This window comes from Kitasatospora sp. NPDC058063, assembly GCF_042885395.1.
In the GTDB taxonomy this organism is placed as follows: domain Bacteria; phylum Actinomycetota; class Actinomycetes; order Streptomycetales; family Streptomycetaceae; genus Kitasatospora; species Kitasatospora lactacystinica.
This window is the reverse complement of the sequence record NZ_JBHVSD010000017.1, coordinates 167,688-180,103: the sequence shown is the minus strand read 5'-3', so window position 1 is coordinate 180,103 and position 12,416 is coordinate 167,688. Positions and strand designations below refer to the sequence as shown.

Below are 12,416 nucleotides of genomic sequence, written 5' to 3'. Positions count from 1 at the left end.
CGTCGGCGGTGCGGTGCTCGTCGTGCGGTGTTCCGCTGCCGGTCCGTTTCTTCTGCGTTGCCCAGGTTCCGTGCAGCCGGTGCCTTCCTCCGGGCGGCCAGTCTGCCCCGCTTCGGGGCGGGCGTCGCAGGATTTCCGGGTCCGACGTGCGCACTGTGTGGGACGGGGGCGGGTTCGTGGCGGTTGCCGGTGCCGGAAGCTGCCGGGGCTGCCGTTCGGGTTGCCGGGCAGTGGGTGGGGACTTCGGCGGGGTGGATGAGGGAGGATGGGGCGCGGGTGCTCCCGAACGGTCCCGGCACCTGTCGAGATTCGTGATGAGGAGAGCGACCCGCCATGCGCACTGCCGTCGTCGTCGGCACCGGACTGATCGGCACCTCCGCCGCGCTCGCGCTGACCGCTCGCGGGCTGACCGTCCATCTGGAGGACGCCGACCCGGACGCGGCCCGTACCGCCGAGTCGCTCGGCGCGGGCATCACCGACCCGGTCGACGGCCCGGTGGACCTGGCGATCATCGCCGTCCCGCCCGCGCTGGTCGGCAAGGTGCTCGCCGACTGCCAGCGCCGCAACCTGGCGCACTGGTACACCGACGTCGCCAGTGTGAAGGCCGGCCCGAGCGGCGAGATCGCCGAGCTCGGCTGCGACACCGTCCACTACATCGGTAGTCACCCGATGGCCGGCCGTGAGAGGTCCGGCCCGCTGGCCGCCCGCGCCGACATCTTCGAGGGCCGCCCCTGGGTGCTCACCCCGACCGCGGACACCGACACCGAGACGCTCAACGCCGCGCTGGAGCTGGTCGCGCTCTGCGGCGCGGTGCCGATCGTGATGGACGCCGCCGAGCACGACCGGGCGGTCGCCCTGGTCTCGCACGCCCCGCAGCTGGTCTCCTCGCTGGTCGCGGCCCGGCTGGAGAACGCCGACGAGACCGCCATAAGGCTGTCCGGTCAGGGCGTGCGCGACGTCACCAGGATCGCCGCCTCCAACCCCGGCATGTGGGTCGACATCCTCTCCGCCAACGCGGGCGCGGTCGCCGACGTCCTGGAGGGGGTCGCCCGCGACCTCGCCGAGACGGTCACCGCGCTGCGCGCCATGGAAGCCGTCGAGGAGGACGAGCGCCAGGCCGGAGCGGCCGGGATCGAGGCCGTCATGCGGCGCGGCAACACCGGTCAGGCCCGGATCCCCGGCAAGCACGGGGCGCCGCCCACCCGGTACGAGACCGTGGCGGTCGTGCTGGGCGACCAGCCGGGCGAGCTGGGCCGGCTGTTCGGGGAGGTCGGCGACGCCGGGGTCAACATCGAGGACGTCGTCATCGAGCACTCGACCGGGCAGCAGGTCGGCTTCGTCCAGCTGTCGGTCGCGCCGACGGCGGTGAAGCGGCTGACCAAGGCGCTGCGGGCGAGCGGCTGGAGCGTCCGGGACTGACGTTCCCCGGCGAGCGGCCCGGCCTGTGCCCGGTGTACCGGGTGTACCTGCTGTACCAGTACAACCAGTACACGGGGTACCGGCGTACCGGCATGCTGGGAGTTCGACCGGTCCGAGTCGACCGGTCGGTATCGACTAGTCTTTACCGACCAATCCGTGGAGACCGGCCGAGGCCGACCGGTTCACGCCGACCCGGTTCACGCCGCCCGGTCCGTCTCGACCGGTCGGGCCGGACAGCGGCGGAGAGTGTCACGGCGGCGGTCCATTAACCTTGAGGGAGACAATCCCCGGCCGTCCGCCTGCCCAGGCTCCGGCTCCCATGCTTCGAGAGAGGTTCGCCCCGTGGACACTGCCGACCGAGCGCACGCCCCGGTCGTCGTCGCCATCGACGGACCCTCCGGCTCCGGCAAGTCGACCGTCTCTCGGGCGGTCGCCGCCCGGCTGGGCCTGAGCTTCCTGGACACCGGCGCCATGTACCGGGCGATGACCTGGTGGATGCTGGCCAACGAGGTCGACGTCGACGACCCGGAGGCGGTGGCCGTCGCGTGCGGCAAGCCGGTGATCGTCTCGGGCACCGACGCCGACGGCCCCACCATCACGGTGGACGGCCAGGACGTGTCGGGCCCGATCCGCGGCCCCGAGGTGACCGCCAAGGTCAGCGCCGTGTCCGCGGTCCCCGCCGTACGGTCCCGGCTGGTGGAACTGCAGCGCGGCTGCGCCGAGGTCGCCGAGCGCGGCATCGTCGCCGAGGGCCGGGACATGGGCACCGTGGTGTTCCCGGACGCCACCGTCAAGGTCTTCCTGACCGCCTCCGAGCAGGCCCGGGCCGCGCGCCGGGCGGCCGAGCTGCGCGCCAAGGGCGTGGAGGAGGCGACCATCACCGCGATGGCCGCCGACCTCGCCCGCCGCGACGCCGCCGACTCCTCCCGGAAGACGGCCCCGCTGGCCCAGGCCGCGGACGCGGTCCTGGTCGACACCAGCGACCTCACCCTGGAGCAGGTGATCGACCGGATCGCCGGACTGGTGGAGGAGCGGGCCGGACTGTCCGCGGTCTGACCGGCGGCCGCCGGTCCGATCAGGACCGGTCCGAGCACACTCGGGCCGACCAACGACCGAAGTGAACCGCGGGCCGTCGAGGTGCCGCGGAGACAACCATCGCGCTGCCCCGAGCGGGGCAGGTACGCACGGCACGCCCCTGGGAAGGGCCGGGCCGGGAAACGGAACAGACGAACATGACCGCAGAGCACGCCGCCACCGGCCCCGGTGAGCTGGACGCCGCCGACTACGCCGAGTTCATGGCACTCGCCGCCGAAGAGGGCTTCGACCTCGACGGCTTCGACGCCGTGGACGGTGCCGAGCACGTCCGGCTGCCGGTGCTGGCCGTCGTCGGCCGCCCGAATGTCGGCAAGTCGACCCTGGTGAACCGCATCATCGGCCGCCGCGAGGCCGTCGTCGAGGACAAGCCTGGCGTCACCCGCGACCGGGTCACCTACGAGGCCAGCTGGAACGGCCGCCGCTTCAAGGTGGTCGACACCGGCGGCTGGGAGATCGACGTCCTCGGCATCGACGCCATGGTGGCCGCCCAGGCCGAGCTGGGCATCGAGCAGGCCGACGCGGTGCTGTTCGTGGTGGACGCCACCGTCGGCGCCACCGACACCGACGAGGCCCTGATCAAGCTCATCCGCCGGGCGGGCAAGCCGACCGTCCTGTGCGCCAACAAGGTCGACGGCCCCTCCACCGAGGCCGAGGCCGCCTACCTCTGGTCGCTCGGCCTGGGCGAGCCGTTCCCGGTCTCGGCCCTGCACGGCCGCGGCTCCGGCGACCTGCTGGACGCCGTCATGGACGCGCTGCCCGAGGCCCCGCCGCAGACCTTCGGCGACGCCGCCCCCGGCGGCCCGCGCCGCATCGCGCTGATCGGCCGGCCCAACGTCGGCAAGTCCAGCCTGCTGAACAAGGTCGCCGGCGAGGAGCGCGTCGTCGTCAACGAGCTGGCCGGCACCACCCGTGACCCGGTCGACGAGATGATCGAGCTCGGCGGCAAGACCTGGAAGTTCGTGGACACCGCCGGCATCCGCCGCCGGGTCCACCTGACCGCCGGCGCCGACTTCTACGCCTCGCTGCGCACCTCCTCCGCGCTGGAGAAGGCCGAGGTCGCGGTCGTCCTGATCGACGCCAGCGAGACCCTCGCCGAGCAGGACACCCGGATCATCTCGATGGCCGTCGAGGCCGGGCGCGCCGTCGTCATCGCCTACAACAAGTGGGACCAGCTGGACGAGGAGCGCCGCTACTACCTGGAGCGCGAGATCGAGCGCGACCTCGTCCAGGTGCAGTGGGCCCCGCGGGTCAACGTCTCGGCCAAGACCGGTCGGCACATGGAGAAGCTCGTCCCGGCGGTCGAGAGCGCGCTGGAGGGCTGGGAGACCCGCATCCCGACCGCGCGACTGAACGCCTTCCTCGGCGAGCTGGTCGCCGCCCACCCGCACCCGATCCGCGGCGGCAAGCAGCCGCGCATCCTGTTCGGCACCCAGGCCGGCATCCGTCCGCCGCGCTTCGTGCTGTTCGCCTCGGGCTTCCTGGAGGCCGGTTACCGGCGCTTCATCGAGCGCCGCCTGCGTGAGGAGTTCGGGTTCGTGGGGACGCCGATCTCGATCTCGGTGCGGGTCCGGGAGAAGCGCAAGAAGAAGTAGTAGTAGGTAGCAAGGAGTGGTCGGTCCGCCGACCGACGGCCGGAGGGCCTCGCCGCAGTGGTGGCGGGGCCCTCCGGCGTTTTCGGGGCGCGGGCGCGTCCGGCCTGGTCCGGCCCGTCCTGGCTCGTCCCGACCTGAGCCGATCCGGTTCGGCCTGGTGCAGCCGGGCTCGGCCTGGGGCCCCGCTCGGATCCGCTCGGTGCCGCTCGGGGCCCGGCGGGCGTCAGCGGTGGTCGACCGTGGGACCAGGGGGCAGCGAGAGCATCTGGCGGTGGCGGCCGCCGGTGGACCGGGTGGGGGCGAGGCCGGAGACCGTACCCATCACCGGGGAGGGCGCGGGCGGTGCCGGAGGCTGGGGTGCGGGGACCGGCATCGGCATCGGCGTGGGGTGCGGGGACGAGCCCAGATAGCCGGCCGCGACCCAGCCCTGACCGTTGGTGAACTGGGCGGCGGGGAGGGCGGGTTGCTCCTGGGGCGGGGCTGCGGTGGCGTGGCCCGGGCCGTCTCCGGCGGGTGTGGGGGTGGTGGCGGTGGGCTCGGGGTGGCTGCTGGAGTGACTGCCGGGGTGGCCGTGGTGACGGCCGGCGGTGAGGCTTGCGGCGTGGGCGCCGGTGTGGCCGCCGACGTGGCTTCCGGCGGTGTGCGCGCCGTTGTGATCACCGGTGTGACTTCCGTGGTGACTGCCGGTGTGGGCGCCGGTGTGGGTGCCGCTGTGGCCGTGTTGCTGGGCACCGGCATGTCCGTGCTGGTGGCCGCCGGTCGGACCGGACCCGTGGTGCTGGGAGCTCGGCATGAACTGGGGGAGCCCCGGCGCCTGGCCCGCGAGGGTGTGGAAGGCCTGCTGCTGGGGCGGGTACGGGCGCTGCTCGCCGAGGACCGGGTAGCTGTCGCGGACCGCGAAGCCGGTGAACTTCAGGTCCTCCTCCCCCGAGCGGTCGCCGGGCAGGGCACGGAAGAGGCGCCGGTACTCGGAGTACAGCTCGTCGTAGATCGGCGTGGCGGAGTGCGGGTGCTCGGCGTCGTACGACGGGCGCATGCCCGGGATCGAGCGCGAGGCGGTGGCGGACCGGCCGGGGGCTGCGGAGACGTCGTAGCTGTACACGTAGGAGCCAACGAGTGAGAGGGGCGGGGGGATGCGGGGCGCCGGGGTGTGGGTGCGCCCACACGCCGGAGCGTGGAGGGGTAGGGCGCGCCGGGCGGAGTGCTGGGGCGCCGGGGTACGGGCCGGGCGGTGCGCCGGGGTGTTGGGCGTATCGGGGCGTTGGGGCGCTGGGCGCGCCCGCCCGCCGGAAGACGGCCATGGGGGAGGAGGCCGCCTTCCGGCGGGTACGGGGCGGGACCGGGCGGGACGGGGCGCCGGGACGGATCAGGTGCCGGCGAGCGGGAGGGAGGCGGCGACCACCTGGCCCAGTGCCACCGCCCGCTCCAGTGCCTGGCGCAGCAGGTCCTCGCGGGGCTGGCGCCCGACCATGCCGGCCGGCACGGCGTACATCGTCACCTCGGACAGCTGGTTCGCGGCCATCCGCCAGGCGTCGGTGACCTGGAGCGGCTGGTGCGCCTGCCACCACCCGGTGCTGCCGCCGGCCGCGGCGGGTTGGAGGACCGCGTGCAGCTTGCCCATCGCGACCAGGACGGACCAGCCGGGCAGCTGGTCCGGGGTCTCGTCCAGGTCGGTGACGGGCTGGAAGCCGGCGTCGTGGAGCAGGTCGAGGAACTCGTCCTCGCCCGAGGTGCTGCCGGGGCGGCCGACCGGCCCGGTCGGCTCGACCACCAGCGAGGCGTGCCCGACCTTGCCGTGCAGCACCAGCCCGCAGGTGATGCCGAGGATGGCGGCCTGGCCGGGCGCGGCCGGCTGGGTCGGGGCGGCTCCGCCGGGCACGGCCGCGGCCGGGGCGGGGGCTGGGGCGGAGGTGGGGACTGGTGCGGGGGCGGGGACGGCCAGGTCCGGGCCGCCGTGCTGGGACTGGCTGATGCTGCGGACGGCGCCGACCAGCTGCTCCTCGGAGACCGGGACCACCTGGGAAGGGATGCAGCGGGCGTGCGCGAAGGCGAGGACGGCGGTCTCCTCGCCGACGAACAGCACGGTGCTGGTGGGCTCCACGTGCGTGTCGCCGGGGGTCCGGCAGGAGGTGCACTCGTAGCCGTCGGGGGCGCGGTCACCGCCTAGCAGGCGGTCGGCCTCGTCGTCGCCGATCTCGGACCGGACCTCGTCGCTGACGTCGAGCATGCGCGGCACAGGGTCTCCTCGGATGGGTGCGGATGGGGGTTCGGAGCGGACACAGGGAGGTCGCCATGCCCAACGGGCCCTTGTGTCAGGCGTCACGGGTGCCCGTCGAGGCTGACGGGAATTGCGTCTGATCCGACCGCGTGGCGTGTTCTCGTGGTCGCAATCTGTCGATGTCGGTGCCTGGACTGCCGGAATCAAACAGTGAGGTGGGTCACGCCGCACTGATGTTTGATCTAGGAATCAATGGCCAAAGCGGACATTTCGGTCACGATTGCATGGTCGTTACCATCGGTAACCCCAGGCTGAGCTGGGCAAATCGTTGAAGTTTTGGCTTCCTTGTCGACCGGCTCGTAGCTTCTTGGTCGGCGCAACGAGCGCCACCCGGGTTCACCCCCGACGCACAGCCCCCCGGTCCGCCGGGTGCGGCAGGTGCCCGCCGACGCGATCGCTCGAACAGGTCGTCGGCGAGCGGCTGGGTGGCCGGGGCGGCAGCGGCACGTCCGACACGTGCACGGCCGTCCGACGGACGCGGCAAGCGAACGAGGCCCCTTCCGGGGCCTGGTTCCGCATGTCCGCCCGGGGCTGTCGAGAGGAACCCCATGACCTTCCGTAACGAGACCGCCGCTGCCACCACCTCCACCGTCACCAAGCGCAACCGCGTTCGGATGGCGGTCGTGGCGGGCGCCGCTGTCGCGGCCCTGCCGGTGGCCGGCCTCGTCACGGCCACCTCGGCCTCCGCCGCCTCCGTCTCCACCTGGGACGCCGTCGCCCAGTGCGAGAGCGGCGGCAACTGGGCCATCAACACCGGCAACGGTTTCTACGGCGGTCTGCAGTTCACCTCCAGCACCTGGGCCGCCTTCGGTGGCACCGCCTACGCCCCGCAGGCCAACCAGGCCACCAAGGCCCAGCAGATCGCCGTCGCCGAGAAGGTCCTCGCCTCGCAGGGCCCGGGCGCCTGGCCCGTCTGCTCCGTCAAGGCCGGTCTGACCAAGGGCGGCGCCCCGGCCGCCGTCGACACCTCGGCGGGCTCCACCTCCGGCTCGACCGCCGCCAAGCCGGCGCAGACCCCGAAGGCCGCCGCCAAGCCGGCCGAGGCCCCGAAGGCCGCCCCCAAGGCCCAGGCCGCGCCGAAGACCGACGCCGTCGCGCCGAAGGCTGCCGCCCCGAAGGCCGACGCCCAGAAGTCCGCGCCGAAGGCCGACCAGGGCGCCAAGTCCTGGAACCGCTCGAACGACGCCAAGCCGGCCGCCAAGGGCGACTACACCGTCAAGGCCGGTGACACCCTGAGCTCCATCGCCGCCGCGCAGGGCCTGGACTGGCACGACCTGTACCAGAACAACGCCAAGGTCATCGGTGGCAACCCGGACCTGATCCTCCCGGGCCAGACCCTCAGCATCTGAGGTCTCCCCGAGCGCTGAGGTCCCGTGCGCAGCCGGCATCGGCTGGCGGGCTTCACGGCGCCGGTGCCCGACCGGGCGGCGATGCGCCGACCTGTCGAGGTGCTGACGAACTGATGTACCGACGTGCCGATGTGCCGACGTACGGGCATCCGGGCATAGGGACGTGCTGACGTACCGATGTACGGATGTGCTGACGTACCGATGTGTCGATGTGCACGGCTTCCACGGCCGCTTCTCCGTCCCGCGGGTTCTTCCCGCCGACCGGGGGAGCGGCCGTCGGCGTTCGTGGGCCGGCGCGGTGCGGGAGGATGGTGGGGTGATCCAGGGTGAGCTGTTCGGCGACCCGGGTGGGTGCCCGGACGGGCGCGAGCGCTCCGAACCGGCCCCCGGCGCCGTCCTGCTGCCCGACTGGCTGGACCTCGGCGCTCAGCAACGCCTGGTCGCCGCCTGCCGGGAGTGGGCCCGCCCGCCGGCCGGCCTGCACGCCGTGCGGATGCCCACCGGCGGGATGATGTCCGTCCGGATGGTGAGCCTCGGCCTGCACTGGTACCCGTACGGGTACCGGCGGGTCGCCGAGGACGGTGCGCCCGTCAAGCCGTTCCCGCCGCTGCTCGGGGAGTTGGCCCGCAGGGCCGTCGCCGAGGCGTACGGGGCAGCCCTGGGGGAGATCGCGGGCGCGGCGTCGTACGAGCCGGACATCGCGATCGTCAACCACTACGCGCAGGGCGCGAAGATGGGGCTCCACCAGGACCGCGACGAGCGGGCGGACGCGCCGGTGGTCTCGTTCTCGCTGGGCGACGGCTGCGTCTTCCGGCTCGGGAACGCCGAAACCAGGACCCGTCCGTGGACCGACCTGGAACTGCGCAGCGGGGACTTGCTGGTGTTCGGCGGTCCGGCCCGGTTCGCGTACCACGGGGTGGTGCGGACGCTGCCGGGGACGGCCGATCCGGCGCTGGGGCTGGTCGGGCGGCTCAACATCACGGTCCGGGAGTCGGGACTGGGGGAGTAGCCCCGGGAGGCGGGGCCGTCGCTCGTCTACTCGTTCGAGTGAACCGGGGGTTCCGGACTGCTGCGCGGGAATGACCCGGGTCGCCGGAGAATTCGAGTGAGCTGGAGAATGCATTCGGAGTCCGGAGAGGAAGCGTGCGCATGGGTACCCCCGTCGACGACCTGGTCGATCTGCTCGACCTTGAGCAGATCGAACTCAACATCTTTCGTGGGCGCAGTCCCGAGGAGGCGCTGCAACGGACGTTCGGCGGCCAGGTCGCCGGGCAGGCACTGGTCGCGGCGGGGCGCACGGTGGACGACGCGCGCCCGGTCCACTCGCTGCACGCCTACTTCCTGCGCCCCGGAGTCCCCGGCGTGCCGATCGTCTACCAGGTCGACCGGATCCGCGACGGCCGCTCCTTCACCACCCGCCGGGTGCTCGGCATCCAGGGCGGCCGGTCGATCTTCGCGCTCACCGCCGACTTCCACAGACCCGAGGAGGGCGGCATCGACCACCAGTACCCGATGCCGGCCGTCGCCGCCCCCGAGGACCTGCCCAGCGCCCTGGACGAGGTCGGATCCCGGCTCGGCGAGCTGCCCCCGTTCATCAGTCGCCGCCAGCCCTTCGACATCCGCTACGTCGACCGGCTGCGCTGGACCGAGGAGGAGCTGGAGGGCGTCGAGGCGCGCAGCGGCGTCTGGCTGCGCACCAACGGCCGACTGCCGGACGACCCCCTGATCCACGTCTGCGCCCTCACCTACGCCAGCGACATGACGCTGCTGGACGCCGTCCGTGCCCCGGTCGAGCCGTTGTGGGGCGAGCGGAACTTCGACATGGCCTCGCTCGACCACGCGATGTGGTTCCACCAGCCGTTCCGGACGGACGACTGGCTGCTGTACCAGCAGGAGTCCCCGATCGCGCACGGCGCGCGCGGCCTCGCGCGCGGCCAGATCTTCGACCGGCACGGCCGGCTGGTGGTCTCCGTGATGCAGGAGGGACTGTTCCGTCCGCTGAAGCGCCGCGACGGGTAGGTGACCGGTAGGCGATGTGTGCGGCCGGTTCCGTGCCCCGTGTTGTGCCGCGTGTCGGCGCGTTGCCGCCGTGTTGCGGTTTCGGCGGTTCCGGGCCGGCAGGAATGATCCGTCCGATCGGACGGTGTTGTGGATGACCGAGAGGGGCGGCCCGAACGGCGGGCCGTCCGCGAACCGACCGGGAGGGTGGACCGATGACGGCGACAGCCGCGGAGGACTGGAAGCACTGGAGCGACGGCCGGGCGGCGTCGGTGAGCGCGGAGCACGGCCAGCTCGCACTCACCGGCACGCACTGGCTGGAGCCCGAGCCGGCCGAGATCCCCGGCCTGCCCGGGCGCTGGTGGGCCGACGCCGAGGGCGTGCGGGTCCGAGCCGCGGCCTCCGACGGCATCACGGTCGACGGCGCCGGCGCACCCGTGGACGGCGAGGTGCTGCTCCGCCCGGACAGCGACCCGGCCGCCGACACCGCCAGCCTGGGCGCCCTGCTGCTCGTCCCGATCGAGCGTGAGGGCGAGCTGGCCCTGCGGGTCTTCGACCCGGCCGCACCCCGCCGGGTCGCGTTCGCCGGCATTTCCGCCTACCCGTACGCGCCCGAGTGGGCCGTACCCGCCGTCTTCACCCCGTTCGAGGACGACGACGCGCGGTCGGTCGTCGTCCCGAACGCCGACGGCCGGGAACGCCCGCTGGCCGTCTCCGGGCAGATCGCCTTCACCGTGGCGGGCGAGCACCGCACCCTGACCGTCAGCGGGTCGGGCGAGCGGCTCAGCGGCGTGATCGCCGACGTGACCAGCGGCACCGACACCTACCGCTTCCGCTTCATCACCCTGCCGGCGCCCGACGCCGAGGGCCGCACCGTCCTCGACCTCAACCGGGCCTACCTGCCGCCGTGCGCCTTCTCGGACCACTTCATCTGCCCCTTCCCGCCGCCGGGCAACCGGCTGGACTTCGCGGTGGAGGCGGGGGAGAGGCAGGTGCTGAGCCGGTAACGGCCCGGGCGGGGCGAGGCCGGGCGGGGCGGGCCCGGGCCGCGGCTCGGCTCGGGCGTCTTCCGGCTCGGGCGGGCCCTGGTTCGGGCGGGCCCCGGTGGGAGACCGTCCGGGGGCGGAGCGGAGCATGGGGGACTATGTCGAACAATCAACATTCCATGCCGTCCCCGTCGTCGTCCTGCTCCTCGTCGCCCGCCCCGTCCACCTCGCACGGCTCGGCCCCCTCGGCGTCCACGCCCTCCCCGGCCCCCTCCACCCCCTCGCACTCCGCCGCCGAGTCAGAACCCGATCCCGGGCCGGGGGGCGGACCCGGGCCGGGACCGGCGGCCGGCTCACCCTGGTACCGGCGGGCGTTCGCCGACCTCAGCCCGCTGCGCGACCACCCCGACTACCGCCGGGTCTGGGCCGGGCAGGCCATCTCCTCCATAGGCCAGCAGATGACGGCCGTCGCCGTCTCCGTCCAGGTCTACGAACTGACCGGCTCCGCCTTCGCGACCGGCCTGGTCGGCATCTTCTCCCTCGTCCCGCTGGTTGCCTTCGGCCTCTACGGCGGCGCGATCGCCGACACCGTCGACCGGCGCAGGCTGGGCCTGATCGGCTCGGCCGGTCTGGCGGTCGTCTCCGCCGCCCTGGCCGCGCAGGCACTGGCCGGCCTCGGGCTGGTCGTCGTCCTGTACGCCGCCGTCGCCGCCCAGGCCGGGTTCTTCGCGATCAGCTCGCCCGCCCGGTCCGCGATGATCCCCCGCCTGGTGCCCAGCCACCAACTCCCGGCGGCGAACGCCCTGAACACCGTCAGCATGAACCTCGGCCTCACCGTCGGCCCGATGCTCGGCGGCGTCCTCATCGGCACCTACGGCGCCCAGGCCGCCTACCTGGTCGACACCGTCGCCTTCACCGGCACCCTCTACGCGATGTGGCGCCTGCCCGCCATGCGGCCGCTCGGCGAGCGCAAGGGCCGCGCCTCCGTCCTCGACGGCCTCCGCTTCCTGCGCGACCAGCCCAACCTGCGAACCAGCTTCCTCGCCGACCTGGCCGCCATGGTCTTCGGCATGCCGCGCGCCCTCTTCCCGGCCATCGCGGTCACCTTCTACGGCGGCGACGCCGGCACCGTCGGCCTGCTGGTCTCCGCCCCGGCCGTCGGCGCCCTGATCGGCGCGCTCTTCTCCGGCTGGGTCGGCCGCGTGCACCGCCAGGGCGCCGCCATCCTCGCCGCCGTCGCCGCCTGGGGCCTGGCCATCGCGGCCTTCGGCGCCCTCCACAACCTCTGGCTCGGCCTCCTGCTGCTCGCGGTCGCCGGCTGCGCCGACACCGTCAGCATGATCTTCCGCAACACGATGATGCAGGTCGCGGCCCCGGACGAGATGCGCGGCCGCCTCCAGGGCATCTTCATCGTGGTCGTGGCCGGCGGTCCCCGCCTCGGCGACTTCGAGTCCGGCACCGTCGCCGCCCTCACCAACCCCGCCACCTCCGTGATCACCGGCGGCCTTGCCTGCGTCGCCGCCGTCCTCCTCCTCGCCGCCCGCCGCCCCGCCTTCCTCACCTACGACGCCCGCCACCCCACCCCCTGACCCACCCACCCCCCAAACCTGGCAGCGAGCACCCCCCGACGTGCTGTATTGTTTTCCACGTCGCCGGGACAACCGGAGGCAAGGTCGAGAAGCCCACAGCAGAGCCCCCC

10 protein-coding genes are annotated in these 12,416 nt (G+C 73.5%); 8 read left to right on the top strand and 2 right to left on the bottom strand.

Features of this window, described 5'->3' with window-relative positions:
* Positions 1-333 precede the first annotated feature (333 nt).
* From ACFVUY_RS27585 to der, 3 genes are all read left to right on the top strand, one after another.
* The gene (locus tag ACFVUY_RS27585) at positions 334-1,419 is read left to right on the top strand and encodes a prephenate dehydrogenase (protein WP_380546829.1); all 1,086 of its coding nucleotides are present in this window, start codon (positions 334-336) and stop codon (positions 1,417-1,419) included.
* A gap of 342 nt (positions 1,420-1,761) precedes the next feature.
* Positions 1,762-2,475: a (d)CMP kinase gene (gene cmk, locus ACFVUY_RS27580; RefSeq protein WP_359899216.1), complete on the top strand. Its 714-nt coding sequence runs from the start codon at positions 1,762-1,764 to the stop codon at positions 2,473-2,475.
* A 176-nt stretch (positions 2,476-2,651) separates the two neighbouring features.
* Entirely contained in the window at positions 2,652-4,106 is a 1,455-nt protein-coding gene (gene der, locus ACFVUY_RS27575) for a ribosome biogenesis GTPase Der (protein ID WP_387693592.1), read from the top strand.
* Positions 4,107-4,329: 223 nt separating this feature from the next.
* On the opposite strand, the gene ACFVUY_RS27570 is transcribed toward der, so the two are convergent.
* A complete protein-coding gene (locus ACFVUY_RS27570) occupies positions 4,330-5,208 on the bottom strand; it encodes a hypothetical protein (protein WP_387734285.1) in 879 nt (292 codons plus the stop codon).
* A gap of 264 nt (positions 5,209-5,472) precedes the next feature.
* The gene (locus tag ACFVUY_RS27565; RefSeq protein WP_387734283.1) at positions 5,473-6,342 is read right to left on the bottom strand and encodes a hypothetical protein; all 870 of its coding nucleotides are present in this window, start codon (positions 6,340-6,342) and stop codon (positions 5,473-5,475) included.
* A 590-nt stretch (positions 6,343-6,932) separates the two neighbouring features.
* Here ACFVUY_RS27565 and ACFVUY_RS27560 point away from each other — a divergent pair.
* From ACFVUY_RS27560 to ACFVUY_RS27540, 5 genes are all read left to right on the top strand, one after another.
* Entirely contained in the window at positions 6,933-7,733 is an 801-nt protein-coding gene (locus tag ACFVUY_RS27560; protein WP_387693595.1) for a transglycosylase family protein, read from the top strand.
* Positions 7,734-8,052: 319 nt separating this feature from the next.
* On the top strand, positions 8,053-8,742 hold the full coding sequence (locus ACFVUY_RS27555) for an alpha-ketoglutarate-dependent dioxygenase AlkB family protein (RefSeq protein ID WP_387734318.1): 690 nt from the start codon (positions 8,053-8,055) through the stop codon (positions 8,740-8,742).
* Positions 8,743-8,882: 140 nt separating this feature from the next.
* A complete protein-coding gene (locus ACFVUY_RS27550) occupies positions 8,883-9,752 on the top strand; it encodes an acyl-CoA thioesterase (RefSeq protein WP_387693596.1) in 870 nt (289 codons plus the stop codon).
* Between the two features lie 194 nt (positions 9,753-9,946).
* Complete coding sequence (locus tag ACFVUY_RS27545) at positions 9,947-10,738, top strand: DUF1684 domain-containing protein (protein WP_387734280.1); 792 nt, start codon at positions 9,947-9,949, stop codon at positions 10,736-10,738.
* Positions 10,739-10,896: 158 nt separating this feature from the next.
* A complete protein-coding gene (locus ACFVUY_RS27540) occupies positions 10,897-12,306 on the top strand; it encodes an MFS transporter (RefSeq protein ID WP_387734278.1) in 1,410 nt (469 codons plus the stop codon).
* Positions 12,307-12,416: the final 110 nt, after the last annotated feature.

What these genes read in the sequence shown, in the direction of transcription:
- ACFVUY_RS27585 (WP_380546829.1), top strand. Translation starts at nt 334, where the DNA reads ATGCGCACTGCCGTCGTCGTCGGCACCGGACTGATCGGCACCTCCGCC.
- der (WP_387693592.1), top strand. Translation starts at nt 2,652, where the DNA reads ATGACCGCAGAGCACGCCGCCACCGGCCCCGGTGAGCTGGACGCCGCC.
- ACFVUY_RS27560 (WP_387693595.1), top strand. Translation starts at nt 6,933, where the DNA reads ATGACCTTCCGTAACGAGACCGCCGCTGCCACCACCTCCACCGTCACC.
- ACFVUY_RS27550 (WP_387693596.1), top strand. Translation starts at nt 8,883, where the DNA reads ATGGGTACCCCCGTCGACGACCTGGTCGATCTGCTCGACCTTGAGCAG.
- ACFVUY_RS27545 (WP_387734280.1), top strand. Translation starts at nt 9,947, where the DNA reads ATGACGGCGACAGCCGCGGAGGACTGGAAGCACTGGAGCGACGGCCGG.
- ACFVUY_RS27540 (WP_387734278.1), top strand. Translation starts at nt 10,897, where the DNA reads ATGCCGTCCCCGTCGTCGTCCTGCTCCTCGTCGCCCGCCCCGTCCACC.